The following is a 22,443-nucleotide window of genomic DNA, read 5'->3' on the forward strand; positions in this document are numbered from 1 at the left end:
AATAATTGCTGACATTATAAACTATTAGAAAATTTATTATGGAAAAAGGATTTGCGGGAAATATTGCCAAAGCATTCATACAGAGTAAACTCACCATTCTGTTAATGATTGCTTTTTTACTGATAGGTGCATACAGTACCTATTTAATTCCGCGGGAAGAAGAACCACAAATTGAAGTGCCAATGGCCGATGTGTTGGTAGGGTTTCCCGGGGCAGAACCACAAGAAGTAGAATCGAAAGTTACTGCACCATTAGAAAAAATTATTTCTAATGTAAAAGGTGTTGAATATGTATACTCAACTACCATGCAGGGAAGAGCCATGTTAATTGTACAGTTTTATGTAGGGGAAGATGTAGAACGTTCATTGGTAAAATTGTACAATGAACTGATGAAGAATATGGATAAGCTGCCACAGGGCGTTACACTGCCATTGGTGAAAACACGTGCTATTGATGATGTTCCTGTATTAGGTCTTACCTTATGGAGTAATCATTACGATGATTATGCTTTGCGCCAAATGGGCGAAGTGCTTACCAACGAAATTAAAAAAGTACCTGATGTATCGGCTGTAAATATTATTGGCGGACGAAGCCGTGTGGTAAAAGTAATTTTGAACAAAGATAAAATGGCCGAGTACCATGTTGATTTTTTGAGTATCGCCAAACAAATGCAGGGCAATAATGCACAATTAGCATCAGGTACTATGTTAAAAAGTGATACAGCTTTTGCGGTTGAAACAGGAAACTTTTTAACCAATGCAGATGATGTGGCTAATTTAATTATCGGCACCAATCAACAACAACCGGTATTTCTGCGCCAGGTGGCAAAAGTGGTAGATGGCCCTGAAACACCCAGCCAATATGTATATTTTGGTTATGGAAAAGCAGATACGTCAAAAGATGCCCGTTATGCATCTGCCTATCCTGCTGTAACCTTATCCATTGCTAAAAAGAAAGGAGCTGATGCCATGCAAATTTCTGAGGAAATTCTTTCAAAAATCAACCATATTAAAAGCCAGTTAATTCCGGCCGATGTGCATGTAACTACAACGCGTAATTATGGTGAAACAGCCTCTGAAAAAGTATCTGAGTTATTGTTTCACTTATTCATAGCCATTGTGGTAGTTACCTTATTTGTAATGCTGGCGATGGGCTGGCGCGGCGGATTAGTGGTATTCTTATCCGTACCGGTAACTTTTGCATTAACTTTATTTGCCTATTATTTTCTGCATTACACATTGAATCGTATTACCTTATTTGCACTGGTATTTATTACGGGTATTGTTGTAGATGATTCCATTATTATTGCCGAAAACATGCACCGGCATTTTAAAATGAAACGCCTACCGCCTTTACAGGCCGCCATTTATGCCATTAATGAAGTAGGTAATCCTACTATTTTGGCCACATTTACTGTAATTGCTGCGGTGTTGCCTATGGCATTTGTATCTGGATTAATGGGTCCTTATATGAGTCCCATGCCCATTGGCGCATCAATCGCCATGATGTTGTCACTAATTGTAGCACTTACCCTAACTCCTTACCTGGGTTATTTATTCTTGAGAGAAAAAGAACATCACGGCAAAGAGAAACCTCCGGTAGTGCTGGAAAAAACAGGTATTTACAAAATTTATAAATCATTTATCAACCCCATGCTGCAAACCAGATGGAAGCGTTGGGCATTCATGATTAGCATTGTTGTAATTCTACTTGCATCCATGTTGATGTTCTACACAAAGGCAGTTGCCGTTAAAATGCTACCTTTTGATAATAAGAATGAGTTTCAGGTAGTAATTGATATGCCAGAAGGAAGTACTTTGGAAAAAACTGCTGCTGTTACCAAAGAAATTGCTGAATATGTTTCGCATCAGCCCATGGTAGAAAACTATCAGGAATATATTGGAACAGCCGGGCCTATTAGTTTTAACGGGTTGGTACGCCACTACGATTTTAGAAGAGGCGATAATATGGCCGATATACAAATAAACTTAGTAAAAAAAGAAGATCGCAAAGAGCAAAGCCATGCCATAGCTAAAAGCATGCGTCCCGGCATTCAGGAAATTGCCAAGAAGTACAATGCCAATGTTAAAATTGTGGAAGTGCCACCGGGCCCTCCGGTATTGTCAACTTTAGTAGCTGAAGTGTATGGTCCCGATTACAGGCAACAAATTGCCATTGCCCGACAAATTAAACAGTTATTTACCAAAACGCCAGATGTGGTGGATGTAGACTGGCGGGTAGAGCACGACCAAACTGAATACAAGTTTGATGTGGATAAAGAAAAAGCCATGCGTTATGGTATTGCACCGGCGCAGGTGGTAGCTACCATGCATGCAGCTTTATCGAACAGCAATGTGGGTACGTTACATGTACCTTCCAGTTATGATCCGGTAAATATTTCATTACAGTTAAGTGATGCCGATAAATCAGATATCAATGCGCTTAAAAATTTAAAAGTGATCAATCAGCAAGGCAATGCCATTCCGGTTGGCGATTTGGTAACCATTACACGTGGCATTAAAGAAAAAAGCATTTATCGCAAAAACCAAAAACGGGTGGTATATGTAACGGCAGATATGGCTGGCAAATTAGAAAGCCCATCTTATGCCATGAGTGATATTTCTGACAAACTCAATACCATACAATTACCAGCAGGTTATACATTAAAAGAAGAGTATACCCATGCGCCTAAGTTAGAAGATCATTTCTCATTAAAGTGGGATGGCGAATGGCAAATTACTTATGAAGTTTTCCGCGATTTAGGTATTGCCTTTGTAGTAGTTATTTTAATTATTTATATGTTAATAGTTGGCTGGTTTCAAAACTTTACAGTGCCTATTATTATGTTGGCGGCCATACCTTTATCTTTAATTGGAATTATTATTGGGCACTGGATGATGGGTGCATTCTTTACCGCCACTTCTATGATTGGATTTATTGCCTTAGCAGGGGTAATGGTGCGTAATTCGGTGTTGTTAATTGATTTTATCAATATTCGCTTACGCGAAGGTATTCTATTAAAGCAAGCTATTATTGAAGCCGGTGCCGTTAGAACCACGCCTATTTTATTAACAGCAGGAGCGGTGGCATTGGGGGCAATTGTTATTTTGTTTGATCCTATTTTCCAGGGTTTGGCCATATCTTTAATGGGTGGTACCATTACTTCTACCTTCTTAACTTTATTGGTAGTGCCATTATTGTATTATAAAATGATGCGTAAAAAATATCCTGAACCTACTAATCCCAATCAACAACCTGATGGCGAAAATACCATCACACAATAATCACCTTAAAAACAATGGTATATGAAAATGTTAGTCATCACAAGTATTAAAGAGGATTTGCTGGCTGTAACACATATCCTCGAAAAAGCCAAAGTGCCGGTATTTAGTGTTACCGATACCATTGGCCATAAGGCAGAGCATAATAATTATATGCTCAACAACTGGTTTGCCAGTGGCGATGCACAAACCAGCGCTTTATTCTTTTTCAGTTTTACGGATGATGATAAAGCTCAACATGCGCTGCAAGAAGTAAAGAAGTTTAATAATGAAACGCCCAGTGCATTTCCTATCCGGGCTTTTATTGTACCTGTTGAAACAAGTAGTTATTAATCAATTTTAAAAAATAAACAAATGAGAGAACGTATTGTACGTGCCGTTGCCGGCAGTTTGGTATTAGTAAGTGTAGTATTAATTTATTTTGTTTCCATAAACTGGATATGGTTAAGTGTGTTTGTAGGTGTTAATTTGCTGCAATCATCCTTTACCCGGTTTTGCCCATTAGAAAAAATATTAGATGGTTTTGGTGTACCCTCTAATAACGGAAAATGTTGTTGAGTTAGAGAGAACAGTGGCGTAAGGTAAGGCTAACAGTGTGGTTGCTGTTAGCCTTTTTGTATTACTAAAACCGTTTGCCAACTGAAAAACCTATCCAGGGTAGAAATCCAAATTTATTAATTACCGGAGTGCAACTAATACGCCACATCATATTTTGGGTTGTGTGCCTTCTATAACCAATGCTGGGAATAAAATTAACAAAATGGTCATCCTCTATTGTTTTCTTTTCCCAGAATAGTTTTGCATTTTTTCTGGCAAATGTGCTACCTAAACCTACATCAATAAATCCTTTTGAGTTTTTGGTGGGAAACAAATAATTAATGCCAATTGGCAGCGTTAAGTAAAATGTATTTTCTGAATACATGCCTACGCCTAAACGCACTCCTAACCCCGGTTTTTTGGATAATTGCCGTTCATAATTAGCAGAAATAAACAGGCCATTACCGCCTGCTTCTATATAGATATCGTTTTTTTTTTAAAGATGCTTGCGAAAAGCAGGTATGCAACAGGGTTAGTAAGGTAATGATAAAGAGTAGTTGTTTCATTGTTTTATTTTAAAAATGATAGGATAATAAAGGGTGTAAGATTATCGCGAGAATCGTTTTTGTTTGTTTTTAAAAACATAACCAATTGTAATACCTGCCGGAAAAGAGCCATCATATTTCATAATTGGTTTGTTAGTTACATAAAATTGTAGGGGAGCTGCAAAACAGTTGAAATAAAATTGTTTCCATTGTTTTTGGTAGCCAATATTCAAGTAAATAATTGCCTGGCCGGGTGCTGCATCTTTATTTGAAACATTTTCTGCTTTACTTATTATGGTAAATGGATTAGTTAAAAAATATTGGCTGATTGATAAATATCCACCGGTAAAATTTTGGGTTGGTCTTAATTTCTTTTCCCTTTTTTGCAAAGCATAATAATACCTTATTTCTGCACTACCTGTAAAATGATAGCTGCTAACAGGATTTGGTACATATAGTCCGAAAGATTTATTGCACATTCTAATACCAGCGCTGGCAACTATAGAAACATTGTTATATAGTGCATGTTCATAGTTTCCTAATACCATAATGTCTGGTACATAATAACTTAAATCCTTTAATGGTGTAGAAATAATTAGCCGATAAATGTCTTTGCTAATGCTATATTGATTTTCATCTAGTTTCATTTGTAATGTGCTTTTCGTATCATCAGATGTTAATTCCTGTGCAATCCCCCAAAAAGGGAATAGAAAGATGATTAATAAAAAAGTTTTTTTCATATTATTTTTTTAAAGTGTTTATTTCTTCTGTATAATTACTCTTATTCCATGCCAAATAGTTCCTACTCTTGCTCTAGCATAAAAACTTCCTGCTTTCATTTCGTATCTGTAATTATACTGAGCAGGGTATCCGCCTGGAACACCTCCATTCACTTTATAAGTAACTCCAATATTTTGATCTAAAATCCATGTATTTTCGTGGCTATATCCTTGTGTTTTTTCTCCTTTACCTATTTGCCACTTTAACCTATACTGATTGTCAAGATTATTCATCACTTTTGTGTATTCTGCCCATCTTGTACTATAAGATCTATCGATTTGATTTAATATTTTATTCTCAAATAAGTTAAATAAATTAGTATATACATTTCCAGCAAGATGATTAAATTCATTATCTAAATAAGTTGCAACTTCACTATTTGTTAGTGAATATTGTAATGCACTTACACTTATGTTTATATGTAATGCCCTTAATAAGTGATTCCCTAATTTAAAGTCTGCAAAACCTGCTACTTCTGGTTTACTAGGAACAGCATAAGAGTTTGGGTGCGGCATTATATAATCGGTTTCTAAACTCATATTATCAAATCCAGTAATTAATTCATCCGCATAAGATGGTCCCCAGTATGTAATCCATAAAAAATTTTTCTCTCTTTGTATCTTAGCTTTCATTTCAATTTTTCTAGTTTTGAAATTCAATCTTCTCTTAGCCCAATCATTAAATATTATAGCTAAGTTATCATTGTTAAAATCTGGTTTTGTGAAATTGACATAATAATCTGGCACGCCATTAATACCCGGTGCACCTCCGCCGCCAAAGTCGGGCATACCACCTTTTATTTCTTGTAAATAAATAATTTTATTTAAGTTTAATATATCATCACCTATTGCACCTTCATCTCTAATAACACCTGTTATCACTTCGTATTGATTATTGCCTAGTGGTGTTTCATTTGGCATAGCCAAAAAATTGGGGTTGTAGAATAGATTATCTACATTATCCTGGAATAATTCGAGGTAGGCATCAATAACATCCATATTAACCTGAAACTGTCCAATACGCGTAAATTGGTATAACTGGTTTTCAATAATCACGTCTAAGTCCTCATTAACAATTTCTTGTAATGTTTCATTGGGTAGAGCTTCCATTTTCATGTCTATCAAATACTCTTCCTGACTCACTATTGAATTGGGAGTTGAATTTTGTGTTAATAATGCAGTATGTTTATTTTCGGATGATTTAGCTTTAAAATTATTTACAACTGTTCTAAAACTTTTAAAATGGGGCAATACCTGTTGTACATATTCCGGAGATTGTTCTATTTTTTCAAAAAAAGCTTTAAAACTTTCTTTGTTGGTAAATTGTAAAATTCCATTTGGAAAATCTTTATCGATTCTAATTTTTGGAACCTGTAAATGCTCATAATTATTATCTATCTCCCCGCTCAGTTCTTTTGCGCAGGAAGCAAACAGTAAAATACATGGAATTGAAAGCAGGATCAACTTTTTTATTCATATGTTTAATTTTTTGGTAAGAAATTTTATATGTTTCAGTTGCGTAATGCTCTTTTAAAACACGGCTGATATACGGAAAAGCAATCGCTATACATAACAATTATCTTTAACGCCACAATACTAAATAATATATTTAATATATACCAAATTAATTTAAGTATATTTTAAAAATACCGTGATTTTACGGTATTTCATTACCAAAAAAGGTAAAATTTGATGTAAATGAGTAGTGTATAAATACTTAAAAATAATTATATTATTGTGCTTTCTTTCTATCCTTAAAAAAGTAGATGGCATCATTCGTCTGAAACCTGTTCGCCAAGCCAACTTGTGTTTTTATAAACTTTATTATAAGAGTATACGACATAAAAATAAAAAGGCTGCCGTTGAAAGGCAACCCTTGTATGTTGTAATGTAATTGGTAATAAGATAATTATAACTGAGCTGCTTTGGCTAAATAGGCTGCCAATTGTTGAATGGCGGCTGCATCAACAGCAATTTGTTCCTGCGCTTCCTGCCAGTTGCGTTGCTCTATTGCTTCACGAATACCGGGCATGGTTTTAACACCATAACCTGTGTAGAAGCCGGGTGCATATAAAGTGTGTTTGTACCAGGGTCTGCGGGGCAATCCGTTTAACGATAACAATTGCTGCTCGGCCCGGTATAATGCTTTGTTGAGCGATTCCTGCATACTGCTGTTTTGTAATGCTTTTTCCCAGGTAATGGCCAAACTGTCGCTGCTGTTTTTTAATGCCACCACCGCATTTTGTAAAGGCGAAAAATCTAAGTAGGGTACTGCGGGTTTTTCAGAAGGGAATACCATTTTTTTAGTTGGGTCGGCAGCTAATTGAAACTGATGGGTGGCAATTATTTTATTTTCTACCATCGTACTCATGCGCATTTGTTGCATGTTTTGCATTAACTCGTTAATGTACCCATCTATAGTTTTGTGTAAACTTCTAAAATCAAATGGCAATACATCGGCCTCTGCCATGCGTAAAGCAGCTCTTCCTGCAGTTTGCGCCAAGGCCACACCGTAAGCAAATGTAGGGTCTTTAAAACGGCGGTACATATCCCATGAATCATAAATAGAGTGGTATTCGCCGCCTGCATCTTCACCCCCAAAACCTAAATCTAAACAAGGCACGCCTAAGTGCTGAATAAAAGAAGAATAATCAGAGCCTGAGCCCATGGCGCCTAATTCTAATGTGTGTTCTTTCATTAAAGCCTGTTTCTTTTCATCAGAAGGAGCGTGTACAATCTGCTCGGCCAGTCTTCTTTTAAAAATACTCACACCAGTTTCAGGATCTTTTACTGTTTCACTAATTTGGTACATAAAATTATTCAGTGCATGTGAGCCTTCTGCATTCAGAAAGCCCCTGCCGTTACCATCAGAGTTAATGTATACTACTGCTTTTTGTTGCAATTCTTTTCCATGATCTTCGGCCCATTCGGTGCTGCCCAATAAACCGGGTTCTTCTCCATCCCATGCGCAGTATACTAAAGTACGTTTGGGTTGCCAGCCTTTTTTCACTAATTCGCCAATGGCTTTGGCTTCTTCTAATAATGCAGATTGCCCGCTGATAGGGTCATTGGCGCCATTTACCCATGCATCGTGGTGGTTGCCTCTAATTACCCATTCATCAGGGAAGGTACTGCCTTTTATTTTCGCAATTACATCATAAGCCGGCCGAATCTTCCAATCAAATGCCAATTTTAAATGTACAATGGCATTGCCGGGGCCAACATGGTAGGTAATGGGTAAGCCGCCTGTCCAGTCTGCAGGTGCTATCGGCCCGTCTAAAGCGGCTAATAAAGGTTGTGCATCATGGTAACTGATCGGCAGTACCGGAATTTTTAATATGGTGGTAGCATCTTTACGGTCTAATCTCTGTGCATTTTCAGTAGCACCAACACCCGGTGTTAAGGGGTCGCCGGGGTATAATACCATATCCATTACACTGCCACGCTGAACACCATATTCATTTTTGAATGGGCCTTTGGGGTAAACATCACCACGGCTGTAACCATCATCTTTTGGGTCGGAATAAATAATACAACCAATAGCACCATGTTCATAAGCTACTTTTGGTTTAATGCCTCGCCAGCTTCTGCCATATTTGGCAATTACAATTTTCCCTTTTACATCAACGCCTAATTTGGCAAGGGTTTCATAATCGCTGGGTAATCCATAATTTACAAATACCAATTGTCCGGTTACATCACCATCGGCACTCCAGGCATTGTAAGTGGGTAATTGCCCATCCTGCCCGCTGGTAGCATCTTCTTTTAAGGCAGGTTCTTTTAAAATGGCAGTGTATTTAGTGGGTGAAGTCATTTCTAAAACCCTGGTAATAGGTGTGGGAAATAAAACCTGATAGGTTTCAATATGTGCATCCCAACCCCATGATTTGTATTTGGCTAAAATAGTTTCTGCAACGGCTTTACTGCCGGGCGATCCAATTTCGTGTGGTTTGGCTGATAGCTCCTGAATGGTGTTGCCTACATTTTGTGCACTTAATAAAGCATCAAATTGTTGCTCTAATGCCATTTGTTTGGCACTTGTTTTTTCGGTAAAGCCAGTGATGGCAGTAGGTTGCGACCATGTGCTTTGTTGCAAACTTAATAGGCCAATGCCCATTAGTAGTAATGTTTTTCTCATGTTCCTTGTTTTGTTAGTGGGGAAATAAAACCTATAGCAATATAGGCTTTTTAAAGGAATAGATTGGGCAAATAAAATGGCATCCATCATTTTTAATGCAATTTTTAAAGGGGTAAAATGATGGTAGATGTAATAAAATTATATTTTAATTCTTATCAATTGCGCTACTTGCATCAATGCGGTATGTAAAACAGGCTGCTGAAAACCATTGAAAATACAGAACTTAGCTGTTTAAAATATACAGCATTGTATCAGAAACTACAGGCCGATTTTTTATTTACGGGAAAAGATTGGTTACATAACGGTGAGGTATTGATTACTTTGCCAGACGGAACCATTGAAGCTATTGTTGCGGAGGCAGATGCAGGTGAAGCGATACAAAAAATAGAAGGTGTACTTTGTCCCGGATTTGTAAACACCCATTGCCACTTAGAGTTGAGCCATTTAAAAGGTACTATCCCTATGCATACCGGCCTGGTAAATTTTGTTTTGGAAATTATTACCAAACGATTTGTTGAACCAGAAGCTATTGAACAGGCAATTGTTGCAGCCGAAGCAGAAATGCTACGGAATGGTATTGTTGCAGTAGGCGATATTTGTAATACTGACCATACCCTTGCACAAAAACAACAATCTGCTTTACATTACTACAACTTTATTGAAACCAGCGGATGGCTACCTGCTATTGCTACAAAACGCTTTGAACAAGCTAAAAATTTATGGCAACAATTTTCAATGCCTAAAAGCATCGTGCCACATGCGCCTTACTCTATTTCTACTGTATTATGGCAAAAAATAGCACCCCAATTTTCAGGCAATGTTATTACCATGCACAATCAGGAAACACCTGCTGAAGATGCTTTATTTAGGAATGGTACCGGCGAATTTTTGCGTATGTATCGGCAAATGCAAATAGATAACGGCTTTTTTATTCCTTCGGGAAAAAGCAGTTTGCAAACTGTAGCGCCTTATTTCAACAATGCCTCTGCTGTTGTTTTGGTACACAATACATTTTCAACGAAGGATGATTTAATGTGGATACAACAATGGGCACAGCAATATAACAAGCAGCTTTTTGCTGCCATTTGTATTAATGCCAATTTATACATTGAACAGCAAGTGCCTCCCGTTAGTGATATGATTGATGCTGGTATAGCTATAACCATTGGTACAGATAGTTTGGCCAGTAATCATTCACTCAGTGTGTTGGACGAAATAACAACTATTAACCAGTATTTTCCAAAAGTTCCATTATCTAATTTACTGGAATGGGCAACGCACAATGGCGCCAGGGCATTGGGTATGGAAAATAATTTGGGCACTTTTATGCCACATACTAAACCGGGTATTTTGCAATTGAAAGGCATAGATGTTCAATGCAATAGCATTAAAAATGCACAGGTAAAAAGGCTTATGTAAAATTCCACTGGATTAAGCAGATAGTATTTCCTGTAAAATATCTAAACTTTTCAGCTTCCCGAATTCGGGAATATGTAAGGATAGGTAAAGCTGCAATGCTTGTAAAATGGCTCTTCTGGTACTTTGGTTTAACACAACTTCGCCAATAGTTTCAATTTGTTTGGGCATAATTTGCAATAAAGCAGCGGTGGCTTTTGCTGTTTCGTTTTCCATAAAATAATCATGATTGGGTTGCCTGGTTACATAAAAGCCTTCCTGTAAATCGAGCCAGGGTGTTGCAGCATTATATTGCCCTTGAATTTGGAAACCCAGAATCGCTGCAGCCTGCAGGGTAAAATAAATGGGAAGATTGGCTACCAGCAAATCATTTCCGGTATCAGTTAATTGTAAAGCCTGCCGGGTTAAATAAAACAGTTCAACATGTGCTTCGGGTTGTTGTAAGCTGTGTTGCAGCAATTCTACAATATATGAGGTAACGGTATGCCTCTTTACATCGTTTAAAACATTATGGTAAATATAACTCCAGCTAAATTCTTTAATAAACTGCAGTTGTTTTTGCTGGTGGTGATATACTTCTAATGCCAATATAGCACCGGGTTGAAAATAAATAGCCTGCGCCTGTTTGCGGCGGGTTGACTGGTGTACACCTTTTACAATATAGCTCTGTATGCCAAATAACTCAGTATATATTTGGGTAATAATACTGGTTTCGCCATAACGGGTAGTTCTTAATACAATACCATTGGTTGTAAATACCATGATGTGGAAGCTAATAGTTGTAAATAGGCTTCAAATATAACAGTAGCCACCACAATTTAGGTTGCTTTAAATTTATAAAGCAGCGGTAAATTGTTGTAAAAATCGAACATCGTTTTGTGAATACAGGCGTAAATCATTTACACGGTATTTTAACTGGCAAATGCGTTCTATGCCCATGCCAAATGCAAAGCCGGTGTATTTGTTGGAGTCAATATTAAAATTCTCCAATACTTTGGGGTGAACCATGCCACTTCCTAAAATTTCTACCCAGCCGGTATGTTTACAAACGGTGCAGCCTTTGCCAGCGCATATCAGGCAACTGATATCCATTTCTGCACTGGGTTCGGTAAAAGGAAAATAAGATGGCCTGAAACGCACTTTGGTATCTTTTCCAAACATTTCCTGTACAAAAAAATAGAGGGTTTGTTTTAAATCGGCAAAGCTTACATTTTCATCTACATACAAACCTTCTACCTGATGAAAAAAGCAATGTGCTCTGGCGCTAATGGTTTCATTTCGGTAAACGCGGCCCGGACAAATTACCCTTATAGGTGGCTTTTGTTGTTCCATTACCCTAGCCTGTACACTGCTGGTATGGGTTCTTAACAGCCATGCGGGGTTTTGGTTAATGTAAAAGGTATCTTGCATGTCGCGTGCCGGATGATCTTCAGGCAAATTCATGGCGCCAAAGTTGTGCCAATCGTCTTCAATTTCAGGCCCTTCTGCTACCGCAAAGCCTAATCTCTGAAAAATAGTAACAATTTGATGTCGCACAATGCTTAATGGGTGCAATGTACCTGCGGGAATGGGATCACCCGGTAAGCTCCAGTCGGTATCAACTGTTGCAGCTGTTGATGTATGATTGAGTGCGGCAAAAGATTGAAATCTTTCTTCTACCAGCAGTTTAAACTCGTTCAATAGTTGGCCCGCAGCCCGCTTTTGTTCGGCGGGTACCTGTTTCATTTCAGCCATTAAACTTTTTACCAAACCTTTGGTACCCAGATATTTTATTCGAAAACTTTCTACCTCATCTACATTTTGCGGGGTAAAAGCCAGTACTTCTTTCTTGTAATTTTCTAACTGTGTTGCTAACTGTTCCATTTGGCGAAGATAAAGAAATGAAAGCATCTGCTACAGAGGCATTTTTATGAATTTTACAACTGAAACAGGGCGATATTTTCAAAAAATAGCAATCAAGTACTTAAATACCTACATTTGCCTTTGATGAATGTAGATAATATGGAATACAACACCGCAAGAAGCTTATTAAGTATGCGGGAATATGGCAGGCATATTCACAAAATGGTTGAGTATGTAATGACCATAGAAGACCGCCAAAAAAGAAATGAACAGGCTAAGGCTGTAATAGAATTGATGGGTTTTTTAAACCCGCATTTGCGGAATGTAGAAGATTTCAGGCACATGCTTTGGGATCATTTATTCTTTATCAGCGATTTTAAATTGGATGTTGATAGTCCATACCCCATTCCGCAGAAAGAAACGTATAAAGCAAAGTCCGATCCGCTGCCTTATCCCAAACACAAACCCAAATATTCACATTTAGGCAGGAATTTAGAAGTGGTAATTGATAAAGCATTGAAGGAAGAAAATCCGGAAAAGAAAGCCGGATTTGCCAATGCCATTGCCTATTACATGAAACTGGCCTATAGCAACTGGCATAAAGAGTTGGTGCATGATGATGCTATTAGAAGTGAGTTGGATAGTATTACCGGTGGTGCATTAGAGTTTAGCAATACACCCTATATTAAACACCGCAACCAGAATTTTGAACGCGATGAGTATGCCCGTTCAGGTAACAATGGCCGCAGGCAGCAAAATTTCAGTAATCGAATTAATAATAACCAGCGCAATAATAATAACGGTAACAGAAATGGCGGTACATCCGGTAATCGCAATAATAACCAACGCGATAACCGCAATGCCGGACAACGCGATACCCGAACCAATAACTTCAAAAAAAGATATTGATAGATATTGATACCCTATCATGCCGGCTATTAAAAATATTTCATGCAAGGGGAGCTGTCTACGATAGCTCTCTTTATTTTTGAGCCATTATTTTAAAACAATTGTTTATGCACGCATTTGAAGTGATAGGGGGTAAAAAATTACGCGGCGAAATTGTACCGCAAGGCGCTAAAAATGAAGCGCTTCAAATTTTAGCTGCCGTTTTGCTTACGCCGGAAACAGTTACCATTCATAATATTCCCGATATTATTGATGTAAATATTTTAATTGATTTGCTGGCCGATATGGGTGTAACGGTACAGCGCTTGGGTAGGCATAGCTGTAGCTTTACAGCATCAAATGTAAATACCGATTATCTTTCATCTGAAGCATTTAGAAATAAAGGCAGTAAGTTAAGAGGCAGTGTTATGTTGGCCGGCGCTATGCTTGGGCGTTATAAAAAAGCCTATTTGCCCAAACCGGGCGGCGATAAAATTGGCCGAAGAAGATTAGATACCCATATTATTGGATTTGAAAAATTAGGAGCCAGTTATGTATATCAGGAAAAATTAGGTTGCTTTGAAATGTCGGCTCCACAATTAAAAGGGGCATTTATGTTATTGGATGAACCTTCTGTTACCGGAACGGCCAATATTGTTATGGCTGCTGTATTGGCCGAAGGCAATACCTCCATATACAATGCAGCCTGCGAACCCTATATTCAACAACTGTGTAAAATGCTGAATAGAATGGGTGCCCGCATTACAGGCATTGGTAGTAATTTATTACAAATTGAGGGGGTAGATGCCTTAAGCGGAACTGACCATACCCTGCTGCCCGATATGATTGAAGTTGGCAGTTTTATTGGTTTGGCAGCTATGACGCAAAGTAATCTTACCATAAAAGGTGCCGGTGTACAACACCTGGGCGTTATACCTGAAAAATTTCAGCAATTGGGTATCCATCTGGAAATAAAAGGCGATGATATTATGATACCTGAACAAGATGTATATGAAATTCAAACCTATTTAGATGGGGGTATTCTCACCATCTATGACCATCCCTGGCCCGGCTTTACACCCGATTTACTCAGCATTGTGCTGGTAGTGGCCATTCAGGCAAGGGGTAGTGTATTGGTGCACCAAAAAATGTTTGAAAGCCGTTTGTTTTTTGTAGATAAATTAATTGATATGGGTGCGCAAATTATTTTATGCGATCCGCATCGTGCAACCGTAATCGGCCTGGCACGCAAAAATAAATTAAAAGGAATTACCATGAGCAGCCCCGATATCAGAGCCGGTCAGGCTTTGCTCATTGCTGCTTTGAGTGCTGAAGGTACCAGTATTATTCAAAATATTGAACAAATTGACCGAGGCTATCAAAACATTGATGAACGCTTACGCAATATTGGTGCACAAATTAAACGAATTGATTAATGCTGCTTTTATAAGATAGTAAGAGGTATAGTCTCATCAACATCTGCACTACAAGTTCTATTCATATAATATATTACTTGCTGTAAGCGAATATAGGCCTGTTTTTAAGAAGGTCATTCTCTCAATTCGTGTCTTCGGTTATTTAATAACGCATTGTTAACTTTAATTTATTTTTTCATTTATTTTTCTTTGCCTTACTAAATTTTTATACCTTACACTACATAATTGTAATGTGTATTAATCTTCACATTGCGTTTTATTATTTCACTAAAATTTAATGGGTATGGAGCAAAAACTACAAAATCAGGTAGCTATTATTACAGGAGCTAATAGCGGCATAGGTGCCGGCGTAGCTGCTGCATTAGCCGGCGCTGGTGCAACGGTTGTAATTAACTATCCTTTTCCTGCATTACAACCCGCTGCTGAAGCGGTGTTAAAATCAATAACCGATCAGGGTGGTAAGGGGATGGTATATTGTTGCGATGTGAGTAAAGAGGATGAGGTACAACAAATGTTTGCAACAGTTGTTCGTCAGTTGGGTACCGTTGATGTTTTAGTGAATAATGCCGGAATACAAAAAGATGCTCCGTTTGAAGAGATGTCATTAGACCAATGGAATTTAGTGTTGGGTATTAATTTAACCGGACAGTTTTTATGTGCCCGTGAAGCCATTCGCGAATTCTTACGCCGTGGTATTGATACTTCAAAAAGTGCAGCAGCAGGAAAAATTATTTGTATGAGCAGCGTACACGAAGTAATACCCTGGGCCGGCCACGCCAATTATGCTACCAGCAAAGGTGGTATTATGATGTTAATGAAAAGCATTGCACAAGAGTTTGCACCTAAAAAAATTCGCATCAACAGTATTTGTCCGGGTGCTATTCAAACGCCTATTAATAAAGCGGCATGGGATACGCCTGAAGCTTTACAAAAACTGTTAACCCTAATTCCTTACCAGCGCATTGGGGAGCCCGATGATATTGCTAAAGCAGCAGTATGGTTAGCCAGCGATGACAGTGATTATGTTACCGGCACCTCTTTGTTTGTTGATGGCGGTATGACCTTATACCCAGGCTTTTCTACCAATGGATAATTTTTTAATCTTATTAAAAAATAAAAATATGAGTGTTGAACAGGAACGACTGAAAGATAAAAAATGGAAACATTGGGGACCTTATCTTTCAAACCGGCAATGGGGTACCGTTCGTGAAGATTATAGCCCCAATGGCGATGCCTGGAATTATATTTCGCACGATATGGCACGCAGTAAAGCGTATCGCTGGGGCGAAGAAGGTATTGCAGGTATTTCTGACGCGCAACAATTATTTTGTTTTTCAATTGGCTTGTGGAATACAAAAGATTCTATATTGAAAGAGCGTTTGTTTGGGTTAACCAATCAGGAAGGTAATCATGGTGAAGATGTAAAAGAGTTATATTATTTTTTAGATGCTACGCCTACACACAGCTATTTAAAAATGCTGTACAAGTATCCACAGGCTGCATTCCCTTATGAACAAATCATTAACGAAAACAAACAAAGAACCCGGAATGACCCGGAGTTTGAGTTAATAGATACCGGATTATTTAATAACAATGCCTACTTCGATGTTTTTGCGGAATATGCCAAAGCCAATGTAGATGATATTTTAATTCAAATTACAGTGCACAATCGTAATACAGAAGATGCCCGACTACATATATTGCCCACCATCTGGTTTAGAAATACCTGGTGCTGGGGCTATGATACGTATAAACCGCAACTCATTTCATCGAATAATGAAGAAATTATTATTGACCATCATCAACTTCCTAACTATAAACTGCACATTGAACAAAAAACAGATATTCTTTTCTGTGATAACGAAACCAATGTTGAAAGGCTGTATGGTGTGCCCAATACACAGCATTTTACCAAAGACGGTATTCACCGCTATATTGTGGAAGGGAATGAAAAAGCAGTAAACATTAATGGCTCCGGAACCAAGGCTGCAGTGCATTACAATACCAACATCAAAGCAGGGGAAAGTTATACCATAAAATTGCGGTTGGAAGCCCACCAAAGCAATCGGCCATTCCAGGATTTTGATGCTGTTTTTAAACAGCGGGTTCAGGAAGCCAATGATTTTTACAATGAATTGCAACAAGCCATTACAAACGATGAAGAAAAATTAATACAACGTCAGGCCCTTGCCGGAATGATTTGGAATAAACAATTTTATTATTACGATATTCCGCAATGGTTAAATGGCGATCCGGCCGAACCTCCGCCACCCGCCGAACGGTTAAAAGGCCGGAATGCAGATTGGAAACATTTAAACAATGCTGATATTATTTCTATGCCCGACACATGGGAGTACCCTTGGTTTGCCTCTTGGGACTTGGCTTTTCATACCATCCCTTTTGCTTTAATTGATTCAGGCTTTGCTAAACAACAATTAGAACTGCTTACCAAAGAATGGTACATGAAACCGAATGGCCAGTTTCCGGCTTATGAATGGAATTTCAGCGATGTAAATCCGCCCGTACATGTCTGGGCTACCTGGCGGGTATATACTATTGACCAGCGCAATAACAATGGCAAAGGCGATATAGCTTTTTTGGAAACTGTTTTTCATAAACTGCTGCTCAATTTTACCTGGTGGGTAAACCGAAAAGATAAACAGGGCAACAACATTTTTGAGGGCGGATTTTTGGGTCTGGATAATATCGGGATTTTTGACAGGAGTGCTCCTTTACCTACCGGTGGTTATATAGAACAGGCCGATGGTACCAGCTGGATGGCCATGTATTCTTTATGTATGTTGCGTATTTCTTTGGAATTGGCATTGCACAATCCGGTGTATGAAGATATGGCTACCAAATTTTTTGAACACTTCCTGTACATTGCCGCAGCAATGGATAATATAGGCGATGAACAAAATGGTTTATGGGATGATACTGATCAGTTTTTTTACGATGCACTGCATTTGCCAGACGGACAAAACATTCAACTGAAAGTGCGCAGTATGGTAGGAATTATTCCATTGTTTGCCGTGGAAGTATTAGATCATGCTACTTTAGAAGCCCTGCCTGGTTTTGCCAAACGGTTAGAATGGTTTTTGAACTACCGCCCCGATTTAGCTGCACTGGTTTCACGCTGGCAAGATAAGAGTGCCGATGAAAAACACCTGCTCTCTTTACTCCGTGGCCATAGAATGAAAAAGATACTGGAAAAAATGCTCGATGAAACCGAATTTTTAAGTCCTTATGGCATTCGGTCGGTTTCAAAATATCATGAACAGCATCCCTATATATTTGATGTAAGCGGAAAACGCTTTGAAGTGAAATACACACCTGCAGAATCTACCAGCGGTTTGTATGGCGGCAACAGCAACTGGCGCGGTCCGGTTTGGATGCCATTAAATTTTTTAATTATAGAAAGTTTGCAACGCTTTCATTTTTATTATGGCGATGATTTTAAAGTAGAATGCCCTAAGGGTAGTGGTAATTTTATTTCGCTCGATGCGGTAGCCGATCAATTATCGCAACGTTTAAAAGAATTGTTTCTGCCCGACCAAAATGGCCACCGGCCTTATTTGGGCGATAATGTGTTGCTGCAAAACGATACCCATTTTAAAAACTATTTATGGTTTCATGAATATTTTCATGGTGATGTAGGCAAAGGATTGGGCGCATCGCATCAAACCGGATGGACGGGACTGATTGCCAAATTAATACAACCCAAACGGCCATTGTTGCATCAATAAGCCGGCATCCGCATCGCACTACTATGGTGGCGAGGCATACCATGGGAGTACAAACTTTACTGCATGGCAATAAAGAGTAGCAGTTTTTAACCGTTAATTTTTCTGCAAAGTATGGGTAATGGCTTTTTCCACCAATGTATCCATTACTTGGTAACCGGCTAGGGTGGGGTGTACGCCATCTAAAGTGTACCTGGCATCCAATCCTTTATCGGCATCCACCATTCGGGTATAAAAATTAACATACGTAAGGTGATGGGAGGTAGCATATGCTTCAATCATTTTATTCAGGGCAATCACCTTATCGGCAGGATAAATAGAAGGGCGCCAGGGGAAACGATTAGCGGGTAATACCGAACACAATATTACCTGAATATGGTGCACCCGGGCCAATTCAGCCATAGAGGCAATATTGCCCATGGTGGTAGTGAGTGCAATAGGTCCGGTATTTTCAGCAATATCATTAATACCGGCTAAAATAACCACAGCTGCCGGATGCAGATCAATCACATCTTGCCGGAAACGCAATAACATTTGCGGCGTGGTTTGTCCGCTAATACCCCGGTCAATATAATTAAGATGGGTTGCAAAGAAGCCACTGTCTCTTACTTTCCAAAACTCGGTAATGGAATTGCCCATAAAAACTACCCTGTCTTTTCCCGCCGGCGCTTCTTGCAGCAAAAGCAAAGCATTTTCCGCCGCATATTTTTGTAAGTTAGGCCAGTCTTGTACTTGGGAGTTTTTCTGGCTAAATACAAAGGTTTGTACCAATACAAAAAAAATGAGTAAAGTATATTTCATGTGTTTATTTTTAAATGATAACACAATAACCGGCACCTTACAGTAATCAACATCCATTCGCTGCTGTCATATTCCTTAGCTTGCTTTTTCAAATGTAGGCAAGTAAAACGGGTAATCACAAATCATCAATAGGAAGAGTATATTTTTTGATATTGCTCAATGTCAGGGCAGGTAGCAAATCCGAACCTGCTTCGACCCATGCTCAACTCAACAGCGTTGCACAACGCTGTAAATAAGTACAGGCATTGAATCAGGTAACCTGTTTGATAGGCATTATTTGTATTTGATTTTGTAACCCAAAATAATGGCCGAAAATAAAAGCGTAATAGCATTGGCAATGGTAACCGGTAAGCTGTGGCTTAGCAGTCCGTATATCAGCCAGCACAATGTGCCAAATGTAAATAAGGCATACATACCCAACGATATACCCGAAGTATTTTTGGTTTGAATGGTTTTAATGGCCTGCGGTATAAAGGAAGCAGTAGTGCCAAAAGCAGCTATTAAACCAATAATAGTAATATAATTCATGCCGGTATTTTTAAGCAAAATACACTAAAAAATACAGGCGTGAAAGGTTTAATTGCTACCTGCATACAACCAGATACGAATAAATTACAACTGCTGCCAGGCTTCTAAAACCTGAGCCGTGTGGTTTTTAGTATCGGGCTTATCGATAATGCCTGCAATATTACCCGACTCATTAATTAAAAAAGTAGTGCGTTGTATGCCCATATATTCCCTTCCCATAAATTTTTTCAATCCCCAAACACCGTATTTTTCAGCAATGCTATGGTCGGTATCGGCAATTAAAGGAAAGGGTAAGTCGAATTTTTCTTCAAATTTTTTGTGGCTTTTAGCATCATCGGGACTTATACCAATTACAGCATAGCCTTTTTGAAGCAGTTCGGTGTAATGGTCGCGTAAATTACAAGCTTGTGCAGTGCATCCCGGTGTATTATCTTTCGGATAAAAATACAGCACTACTTTTTTACCTTTAAAATCATTCAACGAAATAGGGTTGCCGTTTTGGTCAACACCTTTTAATGCCGGAGCTTTTTTACCAATGGTTAACTGTGTCATACCTGTTTATTTGTTTGTGATATTAATACATTTTTGGGGTGAATTGTTGCAGTTGAGGCAAATTATTTTGTAGGCAGTAAAAACGTAAGACCACAACAGGCACATTTTTGTATTATTAAAAAATAAAATATATTATTTCTAATAAAATTTAAATCACAGCTTTGGCCAAATGCCCTTACATTTGCGCAATTTGTTTTTACCATGCCAAAAGATACCACCATTCAATCTGTTTTAATTATTGGTTCAGGTCCCATCATTATTGGTCAGGCCTGCGAATTTGATTATTCTGGCTCACAAGCTGCCCGAAGTTTAAGGGAAGAGGGCATAAGAGTAGTGCTGATAAACAGCAATCCCGCTACAATTATGACCGATCCTATGATGGCCGATAAAGTGTACCTGTTGCCACTTACGGTAGAAAGTATTGAGCAAATTTTATCTGAAAACCAAATTGATGCGGTACTGCCCACTATGGGCGGACAAACTGCACTGAATTTGTGCAAGGAAGCCGAAGAATTGGGTGTGTGGGAAAAATTTGGTGTACGGTTAATTGGGGTAGATGTAGCCGCCATTGATACAGCCGAAGACCGCGAAAAATTCAGGCAGCTAATGGGTAAAATTGGCATTAAAGTAGCCCCCAGCCATGTAGCCAATAGCTTTTTAGAAGGAAAAGAGTTTGCACAACAAATTGGTTTCCCCTTAGTTATCCGCCCTTCATTTACACTCGGCGGCACCGGCGGCAGTTTTGTACATTCCAAAGATGAGTTAGATGCTGCTTTAGAACGTGGCCTGAAAGCTTCGCCCATACACGAAGTTTTGGTAGAAAAAGCAGTATTGGGCTGGAAGGAATATGAATTAGAATTGTTACGTGATAAGAACGATAATGTAGTGATTATTTGTACAGTAGAAAACGTTGACCCCATGGGGGTGCATACCGGCGACTCCATCACAGTAGCTCCGGCCATGACCCTCAGCGATACTGCTTTTCAGGATATGCGCAATCAGGCTATGTTAATGATGCGCAGTCTTGGTAATTTTGCCGGTGGCTGTAATGTGCAGTTCGCCCTTAATCCGCAAAATGAAGAACTGATTGCGGTAGAAATTAACCCAAGAGTGAGCCGATCTTCTGCTTTGGCTTCAAAAGCTACCGGTTATCCTATTGCAAAAATTGCAGCCAAATTAGCCATTGGTTATACATTAGATGAACTCAAAAATCAAATTACACAAACCACTTCTGCCTATTTTGAGCCGGCATTAGATTACGTAATTGTAAAAATACCCCGTTGGAATTTCGATAAATTTAAAGGCGCCAATGACACCTTGGGCTTGCAAATGAAAAGTGTAGGTGAAGTAATGGCCATTGGTCGTAGTTTTAATGAAGCCATCCAAAAAGCTTGTCAGAGTTTAGAAAATGAAGCCGTTGGTTTGGGCTATTATGGCAAAAGCTTAATGAAGAGTGATGAGATAGTGGAATATATTAAAACGCCAAAATGGGATCGAATTTTTAGAATTAAAGATGCTTTAATGCAGGGCGTTACCGTTAAAACCATTGCACAGGCAACCGGTATTGACCGTTGGTTTATTTACCAGATAGCTGAAATATGTAAAATAGAAAAAGAACTCAGTAATTACAATTTAGAATCTTTGCCGGATGAATTATTACGGAAAGCGAAAATAGAAGGTTTTAGTGATGCCCAAATTGCTAAAATTTTACAGGGCAATACCCATGATGAAGCAGTGTATGAAAAAAGAAAAGCACTGGGCATTACCAGAAGTTATAAAATGGTAGATACCTGCAGCGCAGAATTTGAAGCCAAAACTCCCTATTTCTATTCTACTTTTGAACGCTGATACGTTTATATTTCCTTAAAATTTGCTATATATGCAAGGTTACTTCTGCCGAAGTGGCCTTTTTTGTTGTTTTAGTAGGAACTTCGTACTTTAAATAACAGGTTTGTTG

At 38.6% G+C, this 22,443-nt stretch carries 18 protein-coding genes; 9 read left to right on the forward strand and 9 right to left on the reverse strand.

Annotated elements, in window-relative coordinates:
• The first annotated feature begins 38 nt into the window (after positions 1–38).
• From EO766_RS11450 to EO766_RS11460, 3 genes are read left to right on the forward strand one after another with little or no spacing between them, the layout of a single operon-like run.
• Entirely contained in the window at positions 39–3,284 is a 3,246-nt protein-coding gene (locus tag EO766_RS11450; protein WP_287101035.1) for an efflux RND transporter permease subunit, read from the forward strand.
• Positions 3,285–3,305: 21 nt separating this feature from the next.
• Positions 3,306–3,614 (forward strand): hypothetical protein, encoded by a 309-nt coding sequence (locus EO766_RS11455; protein WP_074421166.1) that lies wholly within the window; start codon positions 3,306–3,308, stop codon positions 3,612–3,614.
• Positions 3,615–3,635: 21 nt separating this feature from the next.
• The gene (locus EO766_RS11460; protein ID WP_074421167.1) at positions 3,636–3,839 is read left to right on the forward strand and encodes a YgaP family membrane protein; all 204 of its coding nucleotides are present in this window, start codon (positions 3,636–3,638) and stop codon (positions 3,837–3,839) included.
• 64 nt (positions 3,840–3,903) lie between these two features.
• Here EO766_RS11460 and EO766_RS11465 read toward each other — a convergent pair whose 3' ends face one another.
• The 4 genes from EO766_RS11465 to EO766_RS11480 all read right to left on the reverse strand — a co-directional run bounded on the left by EO766_RS11465 (position 3,904) and on the right by EO766_RS11480 (position 9,280).
• On the reverse strand, positions 3,904–4,221 hold the full coding sequence (locus tag EO766_RS11465) for a hypothetical protein (RefSeq protein ID WP_143439649.1): 318 nt from the start codon (positions 4,219–4,221) through the stop codon (positions 3,904–3,906).
• Positions 4,222–4,425: 204 nt separating this feature from the next.
• Positions 4,426–5,103, reverse strand: coding sequence for a hypothetical protein (locus tag EO766_RS11470; RefSeq protein ID WP_074421169.1), 678 nt, complete (start codon positions 5,101–5,103; stop codon positions 4,426–4,428).
• Positions 5,104–5,121: 18 nt separating this feature from the next.
• On the reverse strand, positions 5,122–6,606 hold the full coding sequence (locus tag EO766_RS11475) for a hypothetical protein (RefSeq protein WP_287101036.1): 1,485 nt from the start codon (positions 6,604–6,606) through the stop codon (positions 5,122–5,124).
• A gap of 445 nt (positions 6,607–7,051) precedes the next feature.
• Complete coding sequence (locus EO766_RS11480) at positions 7,052–9,280, reverse strand: transferrin receptor-like dimerization domain-containing protein (RefSeq protein WP_287101037.1); 2,229 nt, start codon at positions 9,278–9,280, stop codon at positions 7,052–7,054.
• Positions 9,281–9,526: 246 nt separating this feature from the next.
• Here EO766_RS11480 and EO766_RS11485 point away from each other — a divergent pair, with 246 nt between their 5' ends.
• Entirely contained in the window at positions 9,527–10,699 is a 1,173-nt protein-coding gene (locus tag EO766_RS11485) for an amidohydrolase family protein (protein ID WP_074421161.1), read from the forward strand.
• A gap of 12 nt (positions 10,700–10,711) precedes the next feature.
• Here EO766_RS11485 and recO read toward each other — a convergent pair whose 3' ends face one another.
• Both recO and pheS read right to left on the reverse strand, forming a co-directional pair.
• Positions 10,712–11,458, reverse strand: a complete 747-nt coding sequence (recO, locus tag EO766_RS11490) for a DNA repair protein RecO (RefSeq protein WP_074421162.1) — start codon at positions 11,456–11,458, stop codon at positions 10,712–10,714.
• Between the two features lie 72 nt (positions 11,459–11,530).
• On the reverse strand, positions 11,531–12,559 hold the full coding sequence (gene pheS, locus EO766_RS11495; RefSeq protein WP_074421163.1) for a phenylalanine--tRNA ligase subunit alpha: 1,029 nt from the start codon (positions 12,557–12,559) through the stop codon (positions 11,531–11,533).
• Positions 12,560–12,697: 138 nt separating this feature from the next.
• Here pheS and EO766_RS11500 point away from each other — a divergent pair, with 138 nt between their 5' ends.
• The 4 genes from EO766_RS11500 (at position 12,698) to EO766_RS11515 (ending at position 18,608) form a co-directional block, all read left to right on the forward strand.
• Positions 12,698–13,447: a DUF4290 domain-containing protein gene (locus tag EO766_RS11500; RefSeq protein WP_074421171.1), complete on the forward strand. Its 750-nt coding sequence runs from the start codon at positions 12,698–12,700 to the stop codon at positions 13,445–13,447.
• 107 nt (positions 13,448–13,554) lie between these two features.
• The gene (murA, locus tag EO766_RS11505) at positions 13,555–14,862 is read left to right on the forward strand and encodes a UDP-N-acetylglucosamine 1-carboxyvinyltransferase (RefSeq protein ID WP_074421164.1); all 1,308 of its coding nucleotides are present in this window, start codon (positions 13,555–13,557) and stop codon (positions 14,860–14,862) included.
• Positions 14,863–15,145: 283 nt separating this feature from the next.
• Positions 15,146–15,955: a glucose 1-dehydrogenase gene (locus tag EO766_RS11510; RefSeq protein ID WP_218331742.1), complete on the forward strand. Its 810-nt coding sequence runs from the start codon at positions 15,146–15,148 to the stop codon at positions 15,953–15,955.
• A 28-nt stretch (positions 15,956–15,983) separates the two neighbouring features.
• Positions 15,984–18,608, forward strand: a complete 2,625-nt coding sequence (locus EO766_RS11515; protein ID WP_287101038.1) for an MGH1-like glycoside hydrolase domain-containing protein — start codon at positions 15,984–15,986, stop codon at positions 18,606–18,608.
• Between the two features lie 93 nt (positions 18,609–18,701).
• Here EO766_RS11515 and EO766_RS11520 read toward each other — a convergent pair whose 3' ends face one another.
• From EO766_RS11520 to bcp, 3 genes are all read right to left on the reverse strand, one after another.
• Positions 18,702–19,406 (reverse strand): GDSL-type esterase/lipase family protein, encoded by a 705-nt coding sequence (locus EO766_RS11520; RefSeq protein WP_228733245.1) that lies wholly within the window; start codon positions 19,404–19,406, stop codon positions 18,702–18,704.
• A 273-nt stretch (positions 19,407–19,679) separates the two neighbouring features.
• Positions 19,680–19,934, reverse strand: a complete 255-nt coding sequence (locus tag EO766_RS11525; protein ID WP_068245931.1) for a SemiSWEET transporter — start codon at positions 19,932–19,934, stop codon at positions 19,680–19,682.
• Positions 19,935–20,018: 84 nt separating this feature from the next.
• Positions 20,019–20,486, reverse strand: a complete 468-nt coding sequence (bcp, locus tag EO766_RS11530) for a thioredoxin-dependent thiol peroxidase (protein WP_218331737.1) — start codon at positions 20,484–20,486, stop codon at positions 20,019–20,021.
• 201 nt (positions 20,487–20,687) lie between these two features.
• Between bcp and carB the strand changes: the two genes are divergently transcribed.
• Positions 20,688–22,334, forward strand: a complete 1,647-nt coding sequence (carB, locus tag EO766_RS11535; RefSeq protein WP_167517043.1) for a carbamoyl-phosphate synthase large subunit — start codon at positions 20,688–20,690, stop codon at positions 22,332–22,334.
• Positions 22,335–22,443: the final 109 nt, after the last annotated feature.

Source organism: Hydrotalea sp. AMD, from assembly GCF_004100315.1.
Taxonomy (GTDB): domain Bacteria; phylum Bacteroidota; class Bacteroidia; order Chitinophagales; family Chitinophagaceae; genus Hydrotalea; species Hydrotalea flava.